At 38.2% G+C, this 25,719-nt stretch carries 22 protein-coding genes; 16 read left to right on the forward strand and 6 right to left on the reverse strand.

Translation table 11 applies throughout. From position 1 onward, the window contains the following. Positions 1-92 precede the first annotated feature (92 nt). From C1642_RS08205 to C1642_RS08220, 4 genes are all read left to right on the forward strand, one after another. A complete protein-coding gene (locus tag C1642_RS08205) occupies positions 93-1,271 on the forward strand; it encodes a YbfB/YjiJ family MFS transporter (protein ID WP_103236178.1) in 1,179 nt (392 codons plus the stop codon). Further along, positions 1,268-1,393 carry a hypothetical protein gene (locus tag C1642_RS08210; protein ID WP_103236179.1) on the forward strand — a complete coding sequence of 42 codons (126 nt, stop codon included), beginning with the start codon at positions 1,268-1,270 and terminating at the stop codon, positions 1,391-1,393. The genes C1642_RS08205 and C1642_RS08210 overlap by 4 nt, the downstream gene beginning before the upstream one ends. Positions 1,394-1,619: 226 nt before the next feature. After that, positions 1,620-2,030, forward strand: a complete 411-nt coding sequence (locus tag C1642_RS08215; protein WP_000069673.1) for a hypothetical protein — start codon at positions 1,620-1,622, stop codon at positions 2,028-2,030. Further along, positions 2,031-2,522 (forward strand): hypothetical protein, encoded by a 492-nt coding sequence (locus tag C1642_RS08220; protein ID WP_001218088.1) that lies wholly within the window; start codon positions 2,031-2,033, stop codon positions 2,520-2,522. It begins immediately after the preceding gene. 100 nt (positions 2,523-2,622) lie between these two features. On the opposite strand, the gene icd is transcribed toward C1642_RS08220, so the two are convergent. Beyond that, complete coding sequence (gene icd, locus C1642_RS08225) at positions 2,623-3,879, reverse strand: NADP-dependent isocitrate dehydrogenase (protein ID WP_000542119.1); 1,257 nt, start codon at positions 3,877-3,879, stop codon at positions 2,623-2,625. Positions 3,880-4,079: 200 nt separating this feature from the next. On the opposite strand from icd, the gene C1642_RS08230 reads away from it, so the two are divergent. Continuing rightward, on the forward strand, positions 4,080-4,868 hold the full coding sequence (locus tag C1642_RS08230) for an rRNA large subunit pseudouridine synthase E (protein ID WP_000706554.1): 789 nt from the start codon (positions 4,080-4,082) through the stop codon (positions 4,866-4,868). A 117-nt stretch (positions 4,869-4,985) separates the two neighbouring features. Here the strand turns inward: C1642_RS08230 and C1642_RS08235 are convergent, their stop codons facing one another. Both C1642_RS08235 and C1642_RS08240 read right to left on the reverse strand, forming a co-directional pair. Beyond that, positions 4,986-7,223 (reverse strand): NADP-dependent isocitrate dehydrogenase, encoded by a 2,238-nt coding sequence (locus C1642_RS08235; protein ID WP_000896679.1) that lies wholly within the window; start codon positions 7,221-7,223, stop codon positions 4,986-4,988. 400 nt (positions 7,224-7,623) lie between these two features. Further along, positions 7,624-9,327, reverse strand: a complete 1,704-nt coding sequence (locus C1642_RS08240) for a M61 family metallopeptidase (protein WP_000903512.1) — start codon at positions 9,325-9,327, stop codon at positions 7,624-7,626. A gap of 172 nt (positions 9,328-9,499) precedes the next feature. Between C1642_RS08240 and C1642_RS08245 the strand changes: the two genes are divergently transcribed. The 9 genes from C1642_RS08245 to C1642_RS08285 all read left to right on the forward strand — a co-directional run bounded on the left by C1642_RS08245 (position 9,500) and on the right by C1642_RS08285 (position 20,165). Then, on the forward strand, positions 9,500-10,819 hold the full coding sequence (locus tag C1642_RS08245; RefSeq protein WP_103236180.1) for a D-alanyl-D-alanine carboxypeptidase PBP6B: 1,320 nt from the start codon (positions 9,500-9,502) through the stop codon (positions 10,817-10,819). A gap of 99 nt (positions 10,820-10,918) precedes the next feature. Beyond that, complete coding sequence (locus C1642_RS08250; protein ID WP_103236181.1) at positions 10,919-12,205, forward strand: NAD(P)/FAD-dependent oxidoreductase; 1,287 nt, start codon at positions 10,919-10,921, stop codon at positions 12,203-12,205. Between the two features lie 135 nt (positions 12,206-12,340). After that, positions 12,341-12,823: an FKBP-type peptidyl-prolyl cis-trans isomerase gene (locus C1642_RS08255; protein WP_000123995.1), complete on the forward strand. Its 483-nt coding sequence runs from the start codon at positions 12,341-12,343 to the stop codon at positions 12,821-12,823. 103 nt (positions 12,824-12,926) lie between these two features. Beyond that, positions 12,927-14,369 carry a deoxyribodipyrimidine photo-lyase gene (gene phrB, locus C1642_RS08260; protein ID WP_103236182.1) on the forward strand — a complete coding sequence of 481 codons (1,443 nt, stop codon included), beginning with the start codon at positions 12,927-12,929 and terminating at the stop codon, positions 14,367-14,369. A 194-nt stretch (positions 14,370-14,563) separates the two neighbouring features. After that, positions 14,564-15,304 carry a hypothetical protein gene (locus C1642_RS08265; RefSeq protein ID WP_001186266.1) on the forward strand — a complete coding sequence of 247 codons (741 nt, stop codon included), beginning with the start codon at positions 14,564-14,566 and terminating at the stop codon, positions 15,302-15,304. After that, positions 15,304-16,200, forward strand: coding sequence for a hypothetical protein (locus tag C1642_RS08270; RefSeq protein ID WP_002069064.1), 897 nt, complete (start codon positions 15,304-15,306; stop codon positions 16,198-16,200). Before C1642_RS08265 ends, C1642_RS08270 begins: the two co-directional genes overlap by 1 nt. Further along, complete coding sequence (locus C1642_RS08275) at positions 16,187-17,437, forward strand: glycosyltransferase family 2 protein (protein WP_000035257.1); 1,251 nt, start codon at positions 16,187-16,189, stop codon at positions 17,435-17,437. The genes C1642_RS08270 and C1642_RS08275 overlap by 14 nt, the downstream gene beginning before the upstream one ends. After that, positions 17,438-19,282, forward strand: a complete 1,845-nt coding sequence (locus C1642_RS08280; RefSeq protein WP_103236183.1) for a hypothetical protein — start codon at positions 17,438-17,440, stop codon at positions 19,280-19,282. It begins immediately after the preceding gene. Then, positions 19,260-20,165 carry a hypothetical protein gene (locus C1642_RS08285; protein ID WP_103236184.1) on the forward strand — a complete coding sequence of 302 codons (906 nt, stop codon included), beginning with the start codon at positions 19,260-19,262 and terminating at the stop codon, positions 20,163-20,165. Before C1642_RS08280 ends, C1642_RS08285 begins: the two co-directional genes overlap by 23 nt. Positions 20,166-20,172: 7 nt before the next feature. On the opposite strand, the gene wecB is transcribed toward C1642_RS08285, so the two are convergent. Beyond that, positions 20,173-21,309, reverse strand: a complete 1,137-nt coding sequence (gene wecB / locus C1642_RS08290; RefSeq protein WP_103236185.1) for a non-hydrolyzing UDP-N-acetylglucosamine 2-epimerase — start codon at positions 21,307-21,309, stop codon at positions 20,173-20,175. A gap of 2 nt (positions 21,310-21,311) precedes the next feature. After that, on the reverse strand, positions 21,312-22,532 hold the full coding sequence (locus C1642_RS08295) for a tetratricopeptide repeat protein (RefSeq protein ID WP_031987742.1): 1,221 nt from the start codon (positions 22,530-22,532) through the stop codon (positions 21,312-21,314). Positions 22,533-22,784: 252 nt separating this feature from the next. Here C1642_RS08295 and C1642_RS08300 point away from each other — a divergent pair, with 252 nt between their 5' ends. Both C1642_RS08300 and C1642_RS08305 read left to right on the forward strand, forming a co-directional pair. Then, the gene (locus C1642_RS08300; RefSeq protein WP_000885355.1) at positions 22,785-23,486 is read left to right on the forward strand and encodes a VIT1/CCC1 transporter family protein; all 702 of its coding nucleotides are present in this window, start codon (positions 22,785-22,787) and stop codon (positions 23,484-23,486) included. A 110-nt stretch (positions 23,487-23,596) separates the two neighbouring features. Then, entirely contained in the window at positions 23,597-24,643 is a 1,047-nt protein-coding gene (locus tag C1642_RS08305; protein WP_002047010.1) for an NAD(P)H-dependent flavin oxidoreductase, read from the forward strand. Positions 24,644-24,686: 43 nt separating this feature from the next. Here C1642_RS08305 and dusB read toward each other — a convergent pair whose 3' ends face one another. Further along, on the reverse strand, positions 24,687-25,712 hold the full coding sequence (gene dusB / locus C1642_RS08310; RefSeq protein WP_002047059.1) for a tRNA dihydrouridine synthase DusB: 1,026 nt from the start codon (positions 25,710-25,712) through the stop codon (positions 24,687-24,689). Positions 25,713-25,719: the final 7 nt, after the last annotated feature.

The following is a 25,719-nucleotide window of genomic DNA, read 5'->3' on the forward strand; positions in this document are numbered from 1 at the left end:
CTATCTCAAAACAAGATAATTAATATCATATTAAATCATTTCTAATGATAAATAAACTCGCTTTTAATAATAAAAAAATTGAGAGATTTCTCATGTCTACCTTCTATCGAATGAGCCTGCTTGTTTTTTTAGCGACTTGCCTAGGAATTGGTATTTTTAGATTTTCCTATACCGCACTCATGCCTATTATGATTGTGCAATATGGATGGACTCATGATTTTGCAAGCTATTTAGGAAGTGCAAATTTATTGGGCTATCTGGTTGGCGCATTATTGGCACTGTTTAGCATTAAAGAAAAATCTATACCCGCTTTGATTATAACTTCGGCGGTTTTAGGTAGCTTAAGCCTACTCTGCTGTTCTTTTATACACATGCCTTTGGCTTGGTTTGTTCTCTGGCGCACCATTTCAGGTATCGCAGGTGGCCTACTCATGATTTTGGCACCTAGCTTTGCCATGAAAAATATTGCAATTAGCCAAAGGCTCAAAGTCAATTTTTTAGGGTTTAGTGGTATTGGCGCAGGCGTGTTATCTGCCACCCTCATTATTCCTGCACTTAAAAATATGCCTGTTCAATATGTCTGGGAAATTTTTGCCGCCATTTCCATTATTGGCAGTTTGGTACTTTTTCAGTTATTAAGGCACCCACCTACCGAGTCCGTTCAAACGGCCAATCACGCTCCTCAAAACTTCAAACATTCACGTTTAGGACTAGTCATTATTATTGCTTATATGTGCAGTGCTTTTGCATATATCCCACATTCTTTGTTTTGGATGGACTATTTATCGGGGACCCTACATTTTCCATTGCAACAACGAAACTTATTTTGGGTTCTTTATGGGGTCGGAAGTTGTGTTGGCGCCTTTGTGGCGTATTGTTTAAGCCGCCTTATTGGATATTTGCAGGCAATTAAATGTCTATACGGTGTCTATTGCTTGGCAGTTGCCCTACCATTTTTTTCACATGCTACTGCTTTGCTCACTTTATCGTCCTTTCTTACAGGTTTACTCACACCTGCCACCGTATTTATTAGCTCTTACAGCCTGCTACAGATTTATGAACAGCGTTATCAAAAAATCTGGAGCCTTGCCACCATTGGGTTTGCCAGCACTCAGTTATTAGGTGGCGTTGTTATTAGTACTTTACATCACTTGCATTGGTCTTATGCCCATCTGTTTTTAATGGGCGGCATTGTTTTGTTATTTGCATTGAGCCTTTTAATTCCTATCCGTTCTTCCATGCCGAACACTCTCGGAGAAACCGAATCGTGAAAACTTTATTCTTTTCTCTCTTTTTGATTGTTTTCGTACTCCTTATTCAGGCTTTAGACCAAAGCTATCAAAAGAAAATTGGTATCTCTAAGCCCCAAAAACATCCGGAATTTATGCAATAAAAAAAGCCCCTATACATAAGGGGCTTTTCCATTGAATAATCGTATATTGTCAAAATAAAAATTAATGAATAGATCAGTAGAACAAACCGCATAACAGCTATTTTAGTACGCTTATTAAAAACGCTTAACTGACAAAAAATGTCATATTATGTCAATGTAGAGAGCTATTTTCTGATCTATATTCAGTCAAAATTTATAATTTTTAATACTTAAAATTGAGCAAAACATGAGCAATAACAATTATATTGATGAGCTTTTAAAGCTCTTGGCGATGTTCGCTTTTATCGGTGTTTTATTACTGGCATTTAAGTGTCAGACCATCTTTGCACTGGATATGACAACATCATACGAAGTCTCGGTAAGGATTGTTATCTATATTGTCACAGCAGCTATTTTGGGCTTTTTAACACGCAATCATATTGAGTTTACAACACAATTTTTAATTGCTGTTCCATTTGCCTACTTTTGGCTAGAGCCAATTCTTGACTACAAGGCCATTCAAACTATCCCAGATGTTCCGTTTTATCTCTCAGGTCATGGTCAAAGTTTAGGGCTACTCATCGTGATCATATTTTGTTTTGCCCTATGGGTATTTAAAGAAACAAGCTCAAACTCGCTTGAGTCTCAAAATGTCTAAATGAGGATTTTTAGGGAGTTTTATAAAGTTAAAAATCGTCACTGTACTCTATGTTTTTATAATATATATTTTAAGCAAATTAATTTATATCAATTAAAAACTCTAAAAATGTTCAATGTATCAAACCCAGCAAATGCTGTTGTTGTAGGTATTATCGCAATAATTGCTACAATTAGTCTTCTGATATGGAAGTTTAATTTTTATCTCGGTATAGATATATACACCAGTGGAGAGGTGCTATTTAAAACATTATTGTATGCCGCCCTAATAGGACTATTTAGTTACTATTTTCGCCATACAATTAAAATTAGTAATACAGTGATTTTATCATTACCGCTTTTTTTCTTTTGTATTCGGCCTATTCTAAACTACAAAATGACGCATACGATTGGAAATGTACCACTGTATGCAACACATCATGGGCAAGGCTTAATATTGCTGAGTTTAACGATATTAGCATGTATATTGTGGGCATATACGGCTAATTCCTAGCTAAAATTTTAACGTTTAATATTCTTATTTTTTATTATTTTTCAATATTATAAATCTAAAGACTTTAAAAGCCCTCAATTGAGGGCTTTTCTATGAAAGTTTAATCTTCCATATGTTGAATTATGGCGTCGCCAAATTCTGAGCAACGTAACAAGGTCGCTCCCGGCATTAAACGCTCAAAATCGTAAGTTACGGTTTTAGCTGCAATCGCCCCTGAAATACCTTTAATAATCAGGTCCGCTGCTTCTGTCCACCCCATATCACGGAGCATCATTTCAGCAGAGAGAATAATTGAACCCGGGTTGACTTTATCTTGCCCAGCATATTTAGGTGCAGTGCCATGCGTTGCTTCATACACTGCAATAGCTCCACCAATATTCGCACCTGGCGCAATCCCGATTCCCCCTACTTCTGCTGCTAATGCATCGGAAATATAGTCACCATTTAAATTAAGGGTTGCAATTACAGAGTAGTCAGCAGGACGCATCAAGATCTGTTGTAAGAAAGCATCTGCGATCACGTCTTTAATAATGATGTCTTTACCATTTTTAGGATTCTTAATTTTAACCCATGGGCCGCCATCGATTAATTCACCACCGAAACGATCTAGCGCTAACTCATACCCCCATTCTTTAAAGGCACCTTCGGTATATTTCATAATATTGCCTTTATGAACAAGAGTCACCGAAGGTTTGTCATTATCTATTGCAAACTGAATAGCCTTACGAACTAAACGCTGTGTTCCTTCTTTGGAAACAGGTTTAATACCAATACCACATCCTTCAGGGAATCGAATTTTTGTGACCCCCATTTCTTCTTGAAGGAATTTAATAACTTTTTTAGCTTCTTCAGAATCTGCTTTCCATTCAATACCTGCATAAATATCTTCCGAGTTTTCACGGAAAATCACCATGTCAGTTAACTCAGGATGTTGAACGGGTGAAGGGACGCCTTGGAACCAACGCACAGGACGTACACATACATACAAATCCAGTTCTTGACGTAGTGCAACGTTGAGTGAACGAATACCACCACCGACTGGTGTAGTTAAAGGGCCTTTAATTGAAACTACAAATTCACGCAGCGCTTCAAAGGTTTCTTCCGGCATATAAGTACCGTAAATTTTATTGGCCTTTTCACCGCAATACACTTCCATCCATTCAATAGAGCGTTTGCCGCCATAGGCTTTTAAAATTGCCGCATCAACAACTTTTTTCATTGCCGGTGTAATATCTACACCAATACCGTCACCCTCAATGAAAGGAATAATTGGATGATTTGGTACATTCAGTGACAGGTCTGCTTTTACTGTAATTTTATCACCGTCGGCAGGAACCACGATCTTCTGATAACCCATTATGTAGATTCTCCCTTTTATAATATTTAACTAACCAAACAAAAATAATTATCGATAAACAATACTTTCAACTTTTATTAACGCATAATAGCTTAATCGAATTTAACCCTTTTTGAGATTTATGTGGGAAATAAGCAAATTTCGCACTTAAATATAGCTCAATGTTTTTACCGCTTATTTGAAAGAAGAAGTCATTTTTTATGAAAATCGTCATTCTCAACAAACCATATGACGTTCTCTCCCAGTTTCGTAAAGACGAAGCACACATGACGGTCTCTGACTTTGTAGATGACCCGACTTTGCGCATAGCAGGCCGTCTTGATATGGACTCTGAGGGTTTAGTTTTCTTAACTGATCATGGTGGTTTGAATCAGTTCATTACCAACCCTGCGAATAAAAAATACAAAACGTATTTAGTTCAAGTTGATGGCGATGTAACCGAAGAAGCACTCGAGCAGCTTCGTAAGGGTGTAGAGCTTAATGATGGTATGACTTTACCAGCTAAAGCAATTAAGGTAAGTGAGCCTGAATGGTTATGGGACCGCGATCCTCCTGTACGTTACCGTGCCAGCATTCCAACATCTTGGATTGAAATCTCTATTTGTGAAGGTCGTAACCGCCAAGTTCGTCGCATGACCTCTGCGGTAGGTTTTCCGACTTTACGTCTCATTCGTACAAAAATTGGTACGATTGACTTAGTTCAATTGGGATTACAACCGGGCGAAACCAAAGAAATTGAGCCTCTACTCTACCCAGACTTTAAAGATGTTCCGGCTGAACAACCTTATCGTTCACGTTCATATGTGAAAAAACCGGGTGGCACTGGCGGTAAGCCAATGGTTCGCAAGAACAAAGATGGTTCTGCGAAAAAATCTGGTACAAAGCGTATTTGGCAAATGGATGAAAGTGAAAAACCGCGTCGTAAGACTAATGGTACAACACGTCCAAATACCAAAGCACCACGTGGTCGTAGCCGCAATAGCCGATAAAAATATTTAAGTTTTAAAGCTCACGTTAGTGGGCTTTTTTTAATGATTTTTATTTTATAAAAATAAAAAGCCGGTGCTTATGCACCGGCTTTTAGCTATGTACTAACGAATTAGTAGTTAAGCCTGAACAGTTGAAAGCGCTGCATTGAATGTAGCACTTGGACGCATTACAGCGCTTACTTTCGCTGGGTCAACTGCATAGTAACCACCGATATCAGCCGGTTTACCTTGTACTTGAGCAAGCTCAGCAACGATCTTCTGTTCGTTTTCAGCTAATGCTTTTGCAAGTGGAGCAAATTTAGCTTTCAACTCAGCATCTTCGTTCTGTGCAGCAAGTGCTTCTGCCCAGTAAAGTGACAAATAGAAGTGACTGCCACGGTTGTCAAGTTCACCTGTACGACGTGATGGAGACTTGTCATTGTCAAGCAATTTACCAGTCGCTTCATCAAGTGTCTTCGCAAGTAACTTGGCACGAGCATTATTTTCTTTAATACCCATTTCTTCTAGAGAAACTGCAAGCGCAAGGAACTCACCAAGCGAATCCCAACGTAAGTGGTTTTCTTCAACAAGTTGTTGTACATGTTTAGGTGCTGAACCACCCGCACCAGTTTCGTACATGCCACCACCCGCCATAAGCGGAACGATAGACAACATTTTCGCAGAAGTACCAAGTTCCATAATTGGGAACAAGTCAGTTAAGTAGTCGCGTAAGATGTTACCAGTTACAGAAATTGTATCGAGGCCACGAACTACACGCTCAAGTGTGTAACGCATTGCACGTACTTGAGACATGATCTGGATATCAAGACCAGTCGTATCGTGATCTTTTAAGTACTTCTGTACTTTCTTGATCAATTCATTTTCGTGTGGACGGTATGGGTCAAGCCAGAAGATCGCAGGCATGCCTGAGTTACGTGCACGAGTTACTGCAAGTTTTACCCAGTCACGAATCGGAGCGTCTTTCACCTGACACATACGCCAGATATCGCCTTCTTCAACATTTTGAGTCAATAACACTTCACCAGTGTCAAGATCAGTAATGTTTGCAATACCTGCTTCAGGAATTTCAAAAGTCTTGTCGTGAGAACCGTATTCTTCAGCTTTTTGAGCCATCAAACCAACGTTTGGTACTGTACCCATTGTTTTTGGATCAAAGTTACCATGCCATTTACAGAAATTGATCATTTCTTGGTAAATACGGGCAAATGTTGATTCTGGCATCACTGCTTTAGCATCGTATTGCTTACCATCAGCACCCCACATTTTACCACCAGCACGGATCATTGCAGGCATAGAAGCATCTACGATGATGTCGTTAGGTGAATGGAAGTTAGTGATGCCTTTTGCTGAGTCAACCATCGCAAGTGCAGGACGGTGTTCTTGGCAAGCATGTAAATCTTCAATGATTTCTTCACGTAATGAGGTTGGAAGAGTTTCGATTTTCTCGTATAACCCAGCCATACCGTTATTTACGTTAATACCTAATTCGTCAAACAACTTACCGTGTTTTTCGAAAGCTTCTTTATAGTAGATTTTCACACAGTGACCGAAAACGATCGGGTGTGAAACTTTCATCATTGTCGCTTTTACGTGTAATGAGAATAAAATTCCTGCTTCACGGCAGTCATCAAGTTGTTTCTCATAGAAGTCGCAAAGCGCTTTTTTGCTCATGAACATTGAGTCAATGATTTCGCCTTCTTGAAGCGCAACTTTTGGCTTAAGAACAATGCTCTTACCACTGTTTGTGATAAGTTCCATTTTTACATTGCGTGGACGGTCAAGTGTCATTGACTTTTCACCGTGGTAGAAGTCACCTTCTTCCATGTGTGAAACGTGAGTTTGCGACCATTGTTTCCACTCGCTCATTGAGTGAGGGTGTTTCTTAGCGTAATTTTTAACGGCAGCAGGAGCACGACGGTCAGAGTTACCTTCACGAAGAACAGGGTTTACTGCTGAACCTAGGCATTTGCCATAACGAGCTTTGATTGTTTTTTCTTCTTCAGTCGCTGGGTTTTCCGGATAGTCAGGAATTGCATAACCTTTAGATTGAAGTTCTTTAATACATGCTGTCAATTGCGCAACAGAGGCACTAATATTTGGGAGTTTGATAATGTTAGTATCTGGATCTTGTGTAAGACGACCTAGCTCAGCAAGGTTGTCGGATACCTTTTGCTCTTCACTTAGGTAGTCAGCGAATTCTGCGAGCACACGTGCAGCTACAGAGATGTCACTTTTAACAATCTCGATACCAGCTGGCTTAGTAAAGGTCTCAATGATCGGCAGTAGCGAATAAGTCGCCAATAATGGCGCCTCGTCAGTCAGTGTGTAAATGATGGTTGACTTTTCACCAGCCATATATAGCCCCTTCCGTTGAATTGAGTTTTGAGGACCGAGCTTTTGGCCCAGTGCCTACGAACCGATATGCTTAAATAAAACCCTGAGAGTATCGGCTCTCATTGGCTTTCAGTCAACGAAATATCCAGTGATAACGACATTTCGCAGCGAAATAATACATAATTTAAATCTATCGATAATAATCTTATACCTAACTTATGGTAATAAATGTGCTTTTACCAACTTTTTAGGTATAGAACAGTCTTAAATTACATGAGATATCTTTCAGAGTTCTGACAATTATTATACTTTTCATTCAAAACAAACTCAAAGATAAAGACTCTTTCTATGTTTTGAAGTTAGGAAAAAACAAAAACCGATGCACGAAACATCGGTTTTTTATAAATTAATTAACGGTTATTTAGGCTTTTAACCATTTGTCAGCTTTGCTTTGATCTTCAATAATAAGTTCAACTTCAGTTAAGTTTATGCTGTCACTTGTAACTTCAAACGACAATAACTCATCACGGCGGAAAGCCAAGACTGAGTAATTACCCTTTTGTTTAGCATATTTCTCAATAAGTTTTGTGGTCGCTTTTAGTCCATCAATTGCAATAATGACATCATTAGCAGAAATACCCGCTTTAGCACCAGCTCCCTCACGGTGAGCATTTTGTACTAACACACCTTCAGGCTTATCAGCTAGCTTTAAACCATAAGCTAAAGTCTTATCATTTTTAAGCGTATAACTTAAACCAAACTCAGGGAATAACTGATCGAGTGGTAACTCTTCAGTAGTATTAATCAAATGATTGATTTGCTCTAACCAACTATCACCTGTTAGCTCTTCGCATAAATCAAAAATTGTACGCTCATTAACCTGAACACCGTTTTGCGTATTTTCATACAATCGACGCATTAAGGCATCAAGGCTAGAACCACGTAAACGTAAGCCTAAGTCCAAACATAAGGCAACTAATGCACCTTTGTTATAATAGCTCGTGCCTGCATTATTCGAATTTTCATCTTGACGATAAAATTTAATCCAAGCATCAAAACTTGATTCTGCTACTGTTTGAACAAAACGTCCTGGGTTTTGCAAATAGCGATCAATCTGTGACTTCAACAAATCTAAATAAGACTTTTGGGAAATCACGCCACTGCGCAATAAAATTAAATCATCGTAATACGAAGTAAACCCTTCAAAAATCCACAGTAGCGAGGTATAACCTTCTTGATGCAGATTGTAGTTCGCAAAATTTTCTGGGCGGATAAACTTTACTAACCACGAATGAAAATATTCATGACTGCATAGACCTAAGAAACGTTGATAATCTTTCGAAGGTTCAGTGGGTTCATTCGATTTCGGTAAATCATCTCGTGGAGTAATCAGACTTGTGCTATTGCAATGCTCTAACCCACCGTAACTATTCCCTGTTGCCATAGTCATGAAGGTATAGTTTTTAAACGGTGCTGAACCAAACAGATCAATTTCGGCTGCACAAATTTTTTCAATATCCGTTTTTAAACGATCAACATTCGTAGCGTGAGTACCTGAAATTACAAACTCATGTTCAATTCCATGCGTTTCGAAGCTAAAACGCGTTTGATCAGCCAGTTCAAATGGACTATCAATGAGTTGATCATAATGATCAGCTTTTAAAGTAAAACGTCCTTTTACTAAACTTTTTGAAGCTAATCCTGTTGCTAATTGAAAGTGTTTTAATTCATCCGGCAAAAAGATTTCTAATTCACATGCAGATTGTTCTTGGCCTTCTAAGCCTAAACACACACAGGCAGGGTTAATATATAAACGCGTTTGATCTACATATGCGCCACGTACTGATAAATCATATGCATAAACATCATATTCAACAGTAATTAACTCGTGATCGGTGTTAAATAAACGCCAGCGATTTTTTTCAGTCTTTTTAATATTGAGCATGCGTCCAGCTTCATCATAGGCCTTTACTGCCTCGATGTGCTTAGAAAACTCTCGAATGAGATAACTGCCCGGAATCCACGTTGGCAACCATAGTTCCTGATTTGGATTCGCTAAAAAGCGAATTGTCACGTGAACAAGGTGTTGTTTGTAATCATCGAACTCAATTTGATAATGCAACATAAATTCTTCAATTTAAAAATAAGAACGGTTTCACATTAGATTATCACTTTTTTGTATCGACTTGCGTAGATGTATTTTTTGGCAACAATTCACACTAGCCTTCTACAAAAAAAAGGCATAGCATGCTGGGCATCTGTGTTCCGTATTTGCCAGTAAACGTCAAGGTCACCTAGTGAAATTTTTCCTATCTCTTTTTACGCTGTTTAGTATTTTCTGTACTACTCTTACCAATGCTGCTCTACTTAATATTGCTCCTGAAAGTGTTGAAGCCGCTGCATGGACAATTGTAGATACCCAATCTGGTCAAATTATTGCTGAGCATAATAGTCATGTACAACGTGCGCCAGCATCTTTAACCAAAATGATGGTGGCCTATATTGCATTAAAAGAGATTAAAGCTGGAAAGTTAAAACTGAACGAAGTCATTACTGCAACACCAGTCGTAAGCGTGGTGCAGTGGGATGAATCACAAATGTACCTCAAAGCGGGCGAGCAAATTTCAGTTGATCAGCTCTTGGCTGGTTTAATTGTTATGTCTGCAAATGATGCAGCTGTGACTTTGGCTGAAAAAATTTCTGGTGATGTGCCTCATTTCGTACAACGTATGAACCAAGAAGCTCAAGCTTTAGGTATGAAAGACACGCACTTTAGTAACCCTGCTGGTATTACAATGCCGGATCATTACACGACAGCTCATGATTTGAGCTTATTAAGTCAGGCAGTGATTCACCAGACCCCTGAATATTTACATTATTCGAAAATGCCGAGCTTTAGCTACAATCAACGTTTTCATCACGCGACGAACCTTGCGCTCAAATATGATCCATCTGTAGATGGCTTAAAAACTGGCTATACCAAAGCAGCAGGTTATAACTTGGCTCTAACAGCTTCACGCCCTTCATTTTCACCGAACTTACCGCAAAGACGTTTACTGGTAATTGTCTTAGGTACACCAAGTGCTGTGAAACGTGCTGAAATTGCAGATAAATTAATGAATCTTGCTTATGCTTATACACGTGATGAAGTGGTTATTCCTGAGCAAAAATTAATTGCTGAATTGCCTGTTATTAAATCAACTTTAAAAATGTTTAAAGTAGAAACTAAGCAGCCAACCATTGTTACGACTTCTTTATATGCTGAGCCAACACCAATTGATTTAAATACATTTGATTATGCTACACAGCGTATTCAAGTTCTTGATAGCAATCAACAACCTAAAGTTATTGCTCCACTTGAAACAACTCAAACACGTGTAAATATTCAGTTAAATGAGCAAAAGTTAACAGCACCGTTAATGAAAGCAATGAATTTGGCAACAGTTTCAATTTATCAAAATAACCAGCTCATTCGCAGTCTTCAAATTGAAAATGATGTACACATTGAAGAAGCGAATATTTTCCAAAGAATTATGATGTGGTTCTCAAGCCTATTCTCAATCTTTTCATCAAGTGAGCACAGTGTAGCAAAACTCTACCCTATAGATTCGCACTAAAAACATCAAATTGTGCACAGATGCACAATAAATTTTATAAAGAAAAGATGGCATAATTCAGCCATCTTTTTTTTATAGAAAAATAATTAGGTGATAAAAATGCCCCAAAACTTACATCATATTGTTATTGTCGGTGGTGGCGCTGGTGGTTTAGAACTCGCCACGCAACTTGGTGAAACTTTTGGGAAAAATGGTAAAGCCAAAATTACATTGGTTGACCAAAATTTAACTCATATCTGGAAACCGTTACTTCATGAAATTGCGGCGGGTTCTTTAAATCCTCACGAAGAGCAAACCAATTATTTTGCCCATGCAGAGAAACACCACTATGAATTTGTGTTGGGAACATTAACAGCAGTAAATAAAGATAAGAAAATAATTGATTTAATTCCCCCTCAAGTCTCTAAAGAACAAAATACCCATATTCAACAACTCAGTTACGATACGCTGGTTTTAGCGCTTGGTTCAGTATCAAATGATTTCAATACACTCGGTGTTCGTGAAAACTGCCATTTCCTCGATAGCCGTAAACAGGCGGATATTTTCCAGCAAGATCTTTTACATTTATATATCGAAGCGCAAAATCAACCCGATCAACGTACATTAAATATTGGAATTATTGGTGCGGGGGCAACAGGTGTCGAACTTGCGGCTGAACTGATTGAAACGACCAAAAACTTTTATCGCTATGGTTTGAAAAAGATCCATCCGAATCAAGTCAAAATTACACTCATTGAGGCCTCAGAACGCATCCTCCCTGCCCTAAGTGAAAAAACAGCTGAACATAGCGCAAAACAGCTTCAAAAAATGGGTGTTGAAATTTTAACTAAACACCGTGTTGAAAAAATTGATGAACACCATATCTATTTTAGTAATGGTAACCAGCTCAACAGTGATATTACGGTATGGGCAGCTGGGGTAAAAGCACCAAAAGTACTTGAAAGTCTTAGTGATTTTGAACGTGACAATATTAACCGCTTAATGGTCTATGCAACGCTGCAGACCTATTCCGATCCTAATGTATTTGCATTTGGTGATTGTGCCCATTGCCAACTTGATGCAAGACACCCGCCTCTCGGACCACGCGCTCAAGTTGCTAGTCAACAAGCAAGCTTTTTAGTCGATGCTATGGCTGCTAGGCTAAATGGCCGATCACAACCGATGTTTACTTTTAATGACAAAGGTTCACTTGTGTCTTTAAGTCGTAATAAAGCGGTTGGAGAATTACTGGGGGATGTCAGTGTCCAAGGATATATTGCTAAAACGATGTATGTATCTTTATACCGTTTACATCAAGCAACAATTCACGGATACACTCAAGCTGGACTACTCACAATGAAAGATTTACTTACAAGACGAGTACGACCAAAAATTAAGCTGTATTGAGTTGAATTTTTTAAGTTCATCCCTATTTAGATAAAAACGCATTAGAAAAAGTGTTAAAGATTGAGATTTTGTAGTCTACAAAATTTATTTTTCACTTTATGATGTACGCTTTAATTGATTGAATGGATCAAAAACATGACTGCAATTGCAAATAACCACGTGGTTTCATTCCACTATAAATTAACAAACGCTGAGGGTGAAACACTTGATCAATCTCAAGGTGAACCACTTGCCTATTTGCATGGCGCAGGCAACATCATTCCTGGTTTAGAAAATGCATTAACTGGTAAGACTGTTGGTGATAAATTCACTGTTAACGTACCAGCTGCTGAAGGTTATGGCGAATACAACCCAGACCTAGTACAAGAAGTTCCTGCTCAAATGTTCCAAGGCGTTGATAACATTCAACCAGGTATGCAATTCCAAGCTCAAACAGATGACGGCGTTCAAATCGTTACTGTTAAAGCGGTTGAAGGTGACAACGTTATTGTTGATGCAAACTTCCCACTTGCTGGTCAAGATTTAACGTTTGAAGTTGAAATCGTAGAAATCCGTGAAGCTTCTCAAGAAGAATTAGATCACGGTCACGTACACGGTGCGGGTGGTCACCACCACTAAGTCTTCTTTTAGAAGATAATAAAAGGCAAAGCTTCGGCTTTGCTTTTTTTATGTCTTTAATTTATATAATATTCATAGAGTTAATTTATTTTTAGGGACTTGCATGTCAAATGCTTATCAGCTCATTTGGTTTCGCCAAGATTTGCGTATACATGATCATGCAGCTTTATGGCACGCCAGCCAGCAAGGACCTTCACTCGGTTTAGTCATCTTATCGCCAGAGCAATGGAAACAACACGCCGATGCTCCAATAAAAATAAGTTTTTATTTACGACAACTCAGAACGCTTCAGAAAGAGTTAGCAGCACTGCATATTCCACTAGTTATTCAAGTCATTCCCGATTGGAAAGAGATCGCAAACTTTATTTCTGATTTCAGCAAGAAATATAATATTGAAAATGTGTATGCCAATATCGAAATAGGCGTAAATGAATTAAAAAGAGATAAAACGGTACAAGACTATTTAAATCGGCATGGCAAAGAACTATTTTTATTCCATGACCGTACTATTTTTCCTTTACGTTCAATCCGTAACCAATCACAACAACCATATCAAGTATTTAGTGCATTCAAAAAAGCTTGTTATACAAAGCTCGACACAAGCGGTTTACCTCAATGTTATCCGGTCCCTAATAAACAAAATGAAGTACCACTAGATTTTTTACAGGGGAAAAAAATTGATTTAGACGAAATTGAAAAGCTATTTTGCTCATCTCTCTCAAAAGAACAGCAAGATTTATGGCCTGTTGGCGAACAATACGCATTAGAACAATTAGATCAATTTATTGAAGAATCGGTTTGTCACTATAACGTCGAGCGCGATTTTCCTCATATACAAGGTACAAGTAAGCTTTCGCCTTATTTAAATATTGGTATTTTATCTATTCGACAGTGTTTACAAGCACTCTTTCGCAATCAACATGGCAACTTTCACTTAGTCAATAAAGGCCAACAAACATGGTTAGACGAACTTCTTTGGAGAGAGTTCTACCAACATATTTTATTTGATTTTCCGCATGTTTCTAAACACATCCCGTTTAAGAAAGATACTCAGAAGATTAAATGGAATCATAATCCAGAACATTTAACCGCATGGCAAATGGGTCAAACCGGTATTCCTATTGTTGATGCTGGGATGCGACAACTTTTACAAACAGGCTGGATGCATAATCGAGTACGTATGATTACGGCCATGTTTTTATGTAAAAATCTTTTGATTGATTGGCGCATTGGTGAACAATGGTTTATGCAACATTTAATTGATGGTGACCTCGCCGCAAATAATGGCGGTTGGCAATGGTGTGCCTCAACAGGAACAGATGCCGTACCTTATTTTCGGATTTTCAACCCAATTGCTCAATCAAAGAAGTTTGATCCGGAGGGAGAATATATTCGCCAATGGGTGAAAGAATTGGCTCATTTGGACAATAAAACGATTCATGAACCCTACTCAAGCAAAACCGATCTTGGTTTAAATTATCCAAAACCCATAGTAGATTTAAAAGAAACACGCCTTAAAGCAATTGAAACTTTCAAGAATATTTAGATAACAATTGAGTCTGCTCTGTTTATTTTTGATGAAAAATTAATAACAAGGTTTGACTATACAGTGGCTTTAATCTACAAATAAACATAATAGATACCTAAAAAGGACAGAAACAACAACTACTTCGCAAATCAACACCTTTCATTATAAAAGTATAAAAAAATTAACATTACAAAAAAGGTAGCATAGGCCACATGCAACAAAAGCACCCCGGTAGAACACTCGTCTTATGGATTATCGCAGCTCATCTATTTATGGGAATGGTTGCATATGAGTGGCTGCCTGTGAGTTTTAGAGGAAGTTGGATTTTTATTCTTCTTCTTTTAATTTCAGGTGCTTTTTTAGAAGTCGGTTTGTCTTTAATTGTAGGTTTAGTCGCTTTTATTGGGGTTGCCGTATACTTTTTACTCGACTTAGGCGCACAAACACATATTGAACGTCAGTTACTTTTATTATTCATTATTCCCCTAATACCGCTCTTTCTAAGTGCTGTACGCCACAATATTGAAATTAATGTACAGAAATACCGTGATATTCAAAGCTATGACCGAAATTATCGCCGCGATATTTTCCCGCTAAGTGCTTTAAAATACTTTCAGCGTAGTTTTTTTAAATTACTTGATCACCACAATGTACAAGATTATGAAGTATTCGAAATACGAATTCTTAATCGCAGTCTGATTAAAGAAATGTTAGGCGATGATGTCTGGAAAACAACTCAAAATGAAATGATTAAAATTTTGAGCCAACATGAACCCAACGAAATTGTTTTCCAGTTTGCAGATGATGATCTGGAAAATATTTACAGTATTATGATTCGCCAGCAGAAAACAGAAGAAGACCCTGTATTCTTAAAAAAATTAAAAGAAATTACGACTTTGCGTCTTGAGGTGGAATACAAAATTGTTCCTATTCCACCTGAGGAGATGAGCTAATGTCTAATCTTCTCAATATTTGTGGAATTGTAATCGCCTCTAGCCAATATCCAGATGCCACATTACAACAGTTCTATCGACAATATTATCATTGCGAAATTAAAGCTGAGCAAATAAAAGCCGAGGTTCAAAGTCCTAGTGATCTTTCCATGTTTTTCCCTTACCAAGATACATGGTGGCCTGTCTTTACAATTGATCAGATTAGCTCTGAAAGTTTCCAAAAGTTTATCCATAACGGAATTAGACCCGGCATTATCTTGCCAGACGAAGTATTTGGTTTTCCTCACTATTTCTTGTTAAAAGAAGCAGTAAGCCAAGGTGCTATTCCTATTGTGCTTTTTAAAACTGAACAACCTCAATATTTTGCCGCAAAAGCAACTTTTTCGACCGCTATTGGTTTACGCCCAATGGCTGCTTTTGTGAGTACGGGATGGGATGAAAATTTAATTTCTCAACCAGCAGGTAGTTATATTATCCAGCTAAATTCAGCAAATTTACCATTACCCTCAAGAGAAGTCAGACAAGGCCAACATTTATTTTACTCGGCCAAGGGTTTTAACGGTCATGTTTCAGGTTATGAAATTATTATTAATCCCCCTGCCGATTTACCCCTATCTAATATTCGATATCCTCAACTCGGCATTTCTTGGAACTTTAATAATATTGATTATGAGAGTACTCCTGAACATATAAGTACGAATCTTATAGGTTATATATTTATTGTTTTAAGCATTGTTGTTGTTCCACTTGACCTGATTTTAACAACGACGTATCCGGATCTACTCGGCACATTTGGTAGCTATATTTCATGGATCTCCTTAGTGGTCGGGGCAATTTTATTATTGCTGCTCATCTCTTCTATTATTAGGAGGGTCCGTAAAAATGGCTCCAATTGATATCCTGTTTTTATTTGGCTTTTTAGGTATTTGGATTCCACAAGCATTTTGGGCATGGTTAAGCTATCAAGCGTGGAAGTATTCCAAAACGGCTGAAAAAGAGCTGCAAAACTTACCAATACCAGAAAGATGGCCAGTCTTAAGTGTTTTGATCCCTGCTTATAATGAAGGCGTTGTGATTGAGGACACTTTGCATGCCATTGCTCAACAGGACTATCCGGCAGAGTCTTATGAAGTCTTACTGATAAATGATGGCTCCAAAGACAACACCCTTGAAATCGCAGAAAACCTCGCAAAAATTTATCCTTGCATAAAAATTGTCAATGTACCCAAAGGTATGGGTGGTAAAGGTAAATCAAGAACGCTTAATAATGGTCTTCCCCATGCCAAAGGTGAGTTAATTGTTGTTTACGACGCCGATAGTACCCCTGAACCCGATTGCGTCCGATTACTTGCCCAAACCTTGTTAGCCGATAAAAAGCTAGTCGCGGTAAATGGCAAAGTCAGAACCCGTAACTGGCAAGATAGTATTTTGACTCGTTTTATTGCGATTGAATTCATCTTTTTCCAATGGATCTTTCAAGGTGGACGCTGGCAACGTTTTGAACTATCAACATTAATGGGAACAAATTATGTCATCTGGCGCGATGCTCTAGAGACTTTGGGCGGTTTTGATGAAAAATCGCTAGTCGATGATACAGAAATGAGTTTTCGAATTTTTATCGGACAAAAACGAATTAAATGGGTTCCCTATGCAATCGGTTGGCAACAGGATCCTCCTTCATTAAGCGTATTCGTTAAACAGCGCTCACGCTGGACTCAAGGTAATTTTTATGTAACACGCAAATATTTACCTGTAGCACTGAGAACCCCATTCCCAATCGGGATTGAAATTCTAAATAACATTATGTGCTATATCCTTTTTGTACCGGCTTTATTCTGGAGTCATATTACCTTAACGCTTGGCTTACTTGATATTGCAGGTATTTCAGTTCCTGGTCCATTTACACTACTGTGGGGACTCTCATTTTGTCTCTATGTAGCACAAATGTGGTTTACGCTTTCTTTAGAAAAAGTTAAACCAGAACTCTATTTTTATTCTGTCTTATCTTACGTAAGTTACTCACAAATCTTCTTATTTATTGTGTTTAAAGCCGCATTCGACATGCTAAAAAATAAAATACAGGGCAACTCCCTTCAATGGTACAAAACGGAACGTAGCAAGGAGAAAAAATAAATGAAAAAGACTTTTGATCTTTACCAAACAGCTCAAGTGCTCCTTGCCAGCACCAGTTTTTTGCTTGCCATGTCTACTCATGCTTATACATGGAAACTCGACGATATTAGTACCTCGACTAAATATACAGTCGAGCCTCACTTTTTCTATATTGGAAAAGGTGCTGAATGGCAAAACATTCAGTTTTCGAGTGACTACTCAACTGAAAATGACACAACAGTACTCGTCAAATATGACGACAAGCTCATTTATAACACTACGCTTAATGGTGATGGCCAATTCAAATTTAATATTCCTGCCAGTCAGAGTGGTTTTCACCGTTTAGATTTTATTATTCAACAATATGCAAAACCAACGACGCTTAACCAAACAAAAGAAACATTCTGTACAGAAGATATTGATCACTTAACTTATTTGAGTAATTCTCAACTCGACTTTACGCCTATTCGAAATGAGTACCGTTTAAAAGATCTACCGGACGCTTTATTTAACCCTCAGGCTAGACGACCTACACCTTTTGTCGGAATCTTAAAATATAACCGTAAAGAAATTACCGAAGCCTCTATGTTGGGCCGATTAGTAAGTTCGTGGAGTTCTGTAACGCCAATTGAATGGGTTGATTCAGGCCAAACCAATCTAAATCCTGAAACGAACTTTATTATTGAAGTGATTCGTTCGGCAAGCCCACTCAAAGGAGGAGCCTTAGTACAAATTGCTAAACCGGCTGAAGGTGTACCGACGCTATCTATTACTTATCACACTCCACAAGAGCTTACTGCTGCCATTAACGGGCTAATTAATCCAACTTATGTGCAACAGCTTGATACGGGCAGCGCTATTTTTCCAACTACAATCTCAGCACCAGCTTGGGCGCAATTTAAAAAAATTGATACGCTTGCAGATCTAGGTATTCAGGATTTTCGACTAAATCATGCCGAAAAGAATTTATTTCTTGATTTTCCGGCAGTATGGCAACCTACTGATATTCTGCAAGGACAAATCGCACTTCGTATTCAAAGTGGACTATTACAAGGTTCAAACATTACAGCATGGATTGATGGAGGACTTGCAGGAAGTATGAAAACGGCGGATCTCGCATCCGACCCTGTAAACCGACAGTTCAACATCTTTGCCAAGGAAATTTCAAATACAACCAACTTTAGCTTAAAACTTGAAAACTCGGTTATTGCCAATTCTCAATGTTTACCCAATGCTCACGGCTCACTCTGGGTTGATACCGCCAAATCAACGGTAAAACTTCCCCATAAACTTAAAAATGGTGTTGCCGCTCTTTCAATGACCTTAGCCACCAAGCCAACAATCGCAATTGATGACCAATCCGGGGCATTAAATATTGCCATTATTTTAGGACAAGTCGCTAAAAATATGCTGCTGACACAAGCACCAATGCCAGTGAACCTAGTACGCTTTTCTCCGACCTCTCCACAAGCAGTGAATGTGAGAGTGAACAAAGAGATTTATCAGCAACAAGTCTTAATGCATCAAAATATTATTTATACACCCGCAGCAGCGAATGGCTTTATCGTAAGTTATAACAATAACCGCTTCGATGTAATTACAGACTCTGAAAACGGCGCACAAACCTTTATGCATTTATGGGGAAAAATACAGCATAAAATCCCAAATAATGTGACCAAAATGCTGGTTTCTGAAAACGGCAATATTTATGTTCTTCAAAAATTAATTGTGGGTAATCAAAAAGCGCCATTAGTTCAGCAATCATCATTCTTTTTATTAGTTGTGATTATCTCTGCAATTATGATAATAGTGATCTTCTTGTGGTATTGGTTACGACGTAATAATGAAAAAACAGATACCAATTAAAATAACTGCTTTTATTATTTTAATTATATGTAGTGTAGTGGGTTATGCGGGGTTGTTCAAAAATCATGGGCAACCTCCCATTATTGAGGGTATCTTCTGGCAACCTGACAATGATACTACTCCTCCTAAAGGAAACTGGCATTACTTAGGAATAAATACTTTTGTTCCCCAATGGTCAGTCGTTGAATCTAAATCTTGGTGGAAAAACTCCAATCTTCCTCAATGGGAAAAAGCCATTGATTTACAAAAAATTAAACAGCAACCTTGGGCTAAAAATCTTATATTGGGGTTAGCAGGTGAATATAATGAACACGAAGCGCGTGCTAATGTCATTGCTTTGGGAGAAAAATCTGCACAAATTATTCAAGAACAAAATGATACTTCTTTAAAAGGCTATTATTTTCCAGTAGAAGCCGACCCAACATGGCTAAGAGTAAGTACCTTAGGACATGTTTTGGAAAAATTACCCTCTCCTATTTGGGTTAGTGTTTATAGTGGTGAAAGTGAACCTGAAAACTACGATTTATGGGTTAAAAGCTGGCTTCCTCAACAAGCAGGCGTTTTTTTCCAAGATGGTGTAGGTGTCGGAGTAAGAACTCCCGAACAAGCTAGACGCATTTTAGATCAACTTGAGCAGACACTTGGAAAAGATAAAACGGTTATTGTTTTAGAAGCATTTCGAACCAAGAAAAATGGTCAATTTCGTGCAGCCTATCCTTGGGAAATTATTTCTCAAATTAAGGCGTATGAAGGGAAAAAAATTTATATTTTTGATGGCCCCCACTATATGGGCCGATGGTCCGTTTATATTGTCGGTCTATGGTATCGACTCGTTTATGGCAGCACACCCGCCACCATAAACGAACCAGAAAACTCAAAATAAATGATCTCTAGTTATAAGTTCTGGCAATTTCATCTAATATTCGCTGGGCAGCACGTCCATCACCAAACGGATTTTCAACATGAGCCATTTTTTGGTAATGCTGTGAATCCGTTAAAAGTTTCTCAGCCTCTTCAATAATTTTCTGCTGATTTGTTCCAACCAATACCCCTGCTCCCACCTCTACCACTTCCGGGCGTTCAGTCGTGTCTCTTAAAATTAAGACAGGCTTATTAAATGATGGGCTTTCTTCTTGTAAACCACCAGAGTCCGTTAAAATAAAGGTGGAGCGGTCGATAATGGCCAATAAACTCGGATAATCGAGTGGCTTCACAAGATGAATTTGAGCATGATTTTTAAACTTATCGTGCACTACATTATGTACAGCAGGATTTAAATGTACAGGCCAAATAAAATGTAAAACAGGATGATGTTTTGCTAAATACTCAACAGCATTACAAATATTCTGAATTCCTTCGCCAAAATTCTCACGGCGGTGAGCAGTTATAAGTACAACTTTATCATTTTGTTTTAATTCAATTCCGTAAGGCTTAAGTTGATTTTTCAAACCCGTCTTTTCAGCTATGAGTTTCCTTCCTAAATACACAGCATCGACTACCGTATTCCCTGTCACTGTAATCAATGAAGGTGGAATCTGCTCATTTAACAAGTTACGCTTTGATTGTTCTGTAGGGGCAAAATGCCATTTGGTAATACGAGAAACTAACTGGCGGTTACCTTCTTCAGGAAATGGATGATCTAAATCATAAGAACGTAAACCCGCTTCGACATGGGCAACAGGAATCTTCATTGAAAATGCAACTAGCCCAGCAGCTAACACGGTTGTAGTATCACCTTGAATAACAATTGCATCTCTTTTTTGACCATCTGTGTAGATATTTTCAAGTTGCGTTAAGCCATGAATTAAAAGCTGATTCAAGCTTTGTCCAGCATTCATAATTTTAAGACGATGATCAATTTCAACCCCAAAGAAATCTATCGCATCTCGAACTAATTCATCATGTTGTCCTGTAAAAATAACTTCTACCTGAAATCGTGCATCTTGTTTTGCTAATAAAATTACCGGAGCCAACTTTATGAGCTCTGGACGAGTACCAAATACAATTGAAATAAAAATTTTCTTCATTATTAGAAATCCTTATAAAAAACAAGTTCTACACGAGTATTGTTGTAATGATCTTTTGTATTAACCGGTACGTCTTTAAAATAATTACCATATAGACGTTCAACCCGTAGTTTTATCGGTTGATAATTAAAAGGCTGCCATGAAATGCCTGGGCCATATTCAAATAAATTATTGTAATATTCATCTTCGCTATCCGCTAAGCCATGCAATTTCACATAAGCCTGCACAGTCCCACTCTCACCCTTATAGAGATTTAAACCTGTGCGTAAGCGTAAGTCCCCAATAACGTTATAGTCCTCTCTCGAATAAGTCGCGACATTGCCATATAAGTCAGTAAAATAATTATCTAAACAAAGTGAATGATCGCAGTTTGATTGTGAATACCATTCTTGATAACCCGTTACACCGCCTACAACACTCTCACGAAATCGCTTTCTATTTCTATCAATCAAGTCATAACTTCCACCAACTTCGACATAGGCTCGCACAGGAATGGAAGTCCACGGTTGATAATTTGCCCCCACCCCTAAAGTGGCTGCATTTTCATCAATAATTTCAGGTCGGACCCCACCTTGTGATTGAGTATCGCGGTTTAAATTAAGAAAGCCATATACTTGGGCTCGCCCGTTATCGATGTTTTTGCCATACCTCATTTTTAAAGGAAAAATAACATCGTCATAACGTGACTCATAAGAAGGTGCAAAATAAATATCTCTAAAATATGGTTTAACTTCTCCCCCACTTAAATTTTTAACTGCCTGAGTTGCTTTAGCAGCAATTTCAGGGTCTGAAGAGGAACTTAACTCTTTAAATAAAACCAATGCTTCACGATCTTTTTTCTGCTGATTCAGCAAATAAGCTTCTTGTAATTTTAAGGTGTCATCTTGAGGAGCTAAATTTCTTGCTTGCCTTAAGCTTTGTAAAGCTTCTTTCCTTTTTTCAAGCCGAATCTGTAAATAAGTAAGACTTTTCCAGACTTTAATATCGGTTGGTGTCAGTTTACTAAGCTCAACTAATATTTTTTCTGCTTCTTGCGGTTGAGACTGTTCAATTTTATAAAATCTATCCCATTTATCATAAATAGGGTTACCGGGCTTATATGCAGGGTCGACTTGCTCTTGTGCATAAACTGAGCTTATACCGGTCATTCCCAAAGAAGAGATCACTGCTCCCATCAGTAATATTGAATGTGTTATAGAGTTTATTGTTTTGATATTTTTCATTTTCACCTCTACAGTAAATTAGACTTATTAGGGAGGGCAAGTCTCTGGAATGATCAATAAATATTATAATTAAAAATAATAAGTTACATCGTTAAGTTAGGTTAAGGATGTTTTAAAATAATTGTTTAATCTCCATTTTTATTATTGATCTATTCTGTCTTATCCCTAAATTTCCTATAATAATGACATATTTTTTGACCAATAAATTGTAAAATTTCATAGCATTTATAAAACATTAATAAGGAAAAACACATGGCTTTTCCACATCATACAGAGCATCATGCCATTCAGCGCTCAGGTTGGCTAAGAGCCTCAGTATTAGGCGCTAATGATGGCATTATTTCAGTGACTAGCTTAATTATGGGGATGGCTGCAAGTGGGGCAAGCTCACATACTCTATTTATCACTTGTATTGCCGGGCTCATTTCAGGCGCAACCTCAATGGCTGCCGGAGAATATATTTCGGTTAAATCTCAAGAAGATATTGAAAAATCAGATTTAGCTATTGAGGCAAAAGAATTAAAAAAATACCCTCAAAAAGAATTGGATGAATTAACTCAAATCTATATTTCTAGGGGACTTTCAAAAGAACTAGCAAAGGAGGTGGCTATTCAGCTTACGACTCATGATGCTTTGGGTGCACATGCCCGAGATGAAATCGGTATTCATGAAAATACGGCGGCAAAACCAATTCAAGCAGCACTCTCCTCAGCAGCATCATTTTCATTTGGGGCATTTTTCCCTATGCTTGCCATTTTGTTTAGCCCAGAGCATTTAATTATGCCAAGTGTGCTTATTACAGGTATCGCGGCATTAGCAATTTTAGGTGCCCTTTCGAGTTATTTTGCAGGTACGTCTAAAATCAAAGGTAGTTTACGTATTACCTTATGGGGTATTTTAGCGATGGCTTTTTCAAGCTGGATTGGTTCCTTATTTAATGTCACTCCTTTATAAGAGAGTTTTTTAAATAAGACTCTTAATATTTAAAAATTAAATAGCCAATATTATTTGCTCTTCATTCTATTTTCACGTTATGGTGAAGAGAAAGAATTGAGGTGAATAAAATGAGCCTATTACAACAACTTGCAATCAAACATCCAATTTTTCTGGCTCCAATGGCGGGCGTCTCTACTCCTGAATTAGCAGCCGAGGTTTCAAATCAAGGAGGCCTTGGATCATTAGGCTTAGGAGCAAACACACCGCAAAGTGCACGTGAACAAATTTTAAAAACTCAAGCGCTCACGGAAAACCCATTTCAAGTTAATTTTTTCTGTCATCAATCGACTGAGCTTAATGTAGAAAAAGCAAAACAATGGCTTGAGTACCTACGTCCTCATTTTGAAAAATTCGATGCTCAACCGCCCCAAGAACTGCACTGTATCTATCCAAGTTTTTTAGACAATGATGATTTTTTAAATATTGTTTTAGAAACTAAGCCAAAAGCAGTAAGTTTTCACTTTGGTATTCCGCATCCGCATCAAATTAAAGCTTTAAAAGAGGCTGGTATTTTGACTATGGTTTCGGCAACTAATTTGATCGAAGCTCAAGCTATTGAGGCAGCGGGCATCGATATTATTATTGCCCAAGGGATTGAGGCAGGCGGACATAGAGGGATTTTCAACCAGACTTTTGATGGGGCAATTAAAACTAGTGACTTGGTTCAACTGATTGTGCAGCACTGCACACTTCCGGTTGTAGCCGCAGGTGGCATAATGACTGGTTTACAAGCCAAACATATGTTGGGCTTAGGCGCAGCCGCAGTCCAATTAGGGACAGCATTTGTTCAATGCCAAACTTCAAATGCTTCTGCCGAATATCGCAAAGCCCTATTTAGTAAACCTGTAACACAGATTAGTGCTAGTCTTTCTGGGCGCCCTGCTCGGGGGATACTCAACCATTGGCATACAAAAATTGATTCACCTACCCGCCCTGTACAACCTGAATATCCTTATACCTATGATTTAGCAAAGCAACTAAATGCTCTTGCAAGCAAACACCAAGATTACGGTTTTGGTGCTTTTTGGGCAGGAAGTAACGTTGCACAAATACGTGAACTTGAAGCACCTGATCTGGTTAATCAACTGGTCGTTGAAATGCTAGACAGTGAATAGATAAAAATTCCAAGCAACCAGTCTCTATACTGGTTGCTTTATTTTAGTGAGTATCTAATAAATTAACCTGTTCAACCTGAACATCGCTCATCAAATTACCTTCAGCAAGCAATTGATTAAAATAGCTCTCAACAACTAAAGCTTGTTCAGCAGTCGTTTCAACTTTATACATATTTTGTCGAAACTCATTACTTGAGCGTAAACCTTTGGTGTACCAAGCAATATGCTTACGGGCAATACGACAACCGGAGTATTCACCATAAAACTGATATAACTCAGACAAATGCCCTAAAAGCACTTCTTTAACTTCTTCAATATCCGGAGCAGCAAGGTGTTCACCAGTTTTTAAGTAATGGGCAATTTCACGAAAAATCCACGGTCGACCTTGTGCAGCCCGCCCAATCATAATTGCATCCGCCCCAGTATAGTCCAGTACATATTTTGCTTTCTCAGGACTATCAATATCACCATTAGCAATCACAGGAATATGGATTAATTCTTTAACATGCTTAATCAATTCATAACGGGCGGTATTTAAATACATATCTTCACGCGTACGGCCGTGTAGTGCTAATGCAGCGATGCCAGCCTCTTCGGCACGCTTAGCCACCCGTAGAATATTCTCTTGGCCATTTAAAAATCCCAAACGGGTTTTTAAAGTTACCGGAACATCAACTGCTGCAACGACTGCATCTAATATTCGAGCTACCAAATCTTCATCTTGTAATAATGCTGAACCCGCTAATTTATTACATACTTTCTTTGCAGGACATCCCATATTGATATCAACAATTTGCGCGCCATTTGCGACTTGGTAACGAGCCGCTTCAGCCAACTGTTCTGGATCGGAACCAGCAATCTGTGCAGAAATTGGAGCTAACTCTCCATCAAAATTAGCACGATAAAGACTTTTTTTAGTCATACGTAAAGTCTTGTCAGCAGTCATCATTTCACTGACTGCATGACCCGCACCGAAATACTTGCACAGCGTTCTAAATGGACGGTCAGTTACACCGGCCATAGGAGCAACAATTAAATTATTTGACAGTTGATAGGGACCAATATACATATATATT

This window comes from Acinetobacter sp. AKBS16 (assembly GCF_002899995.1).
Lineage (GTDB): Bacteria > Pseudomonadota > Gammaproteobacteria > Pseudomonadales > Moraxellaceae > Acinetobacter > Acinetobacter baumannii.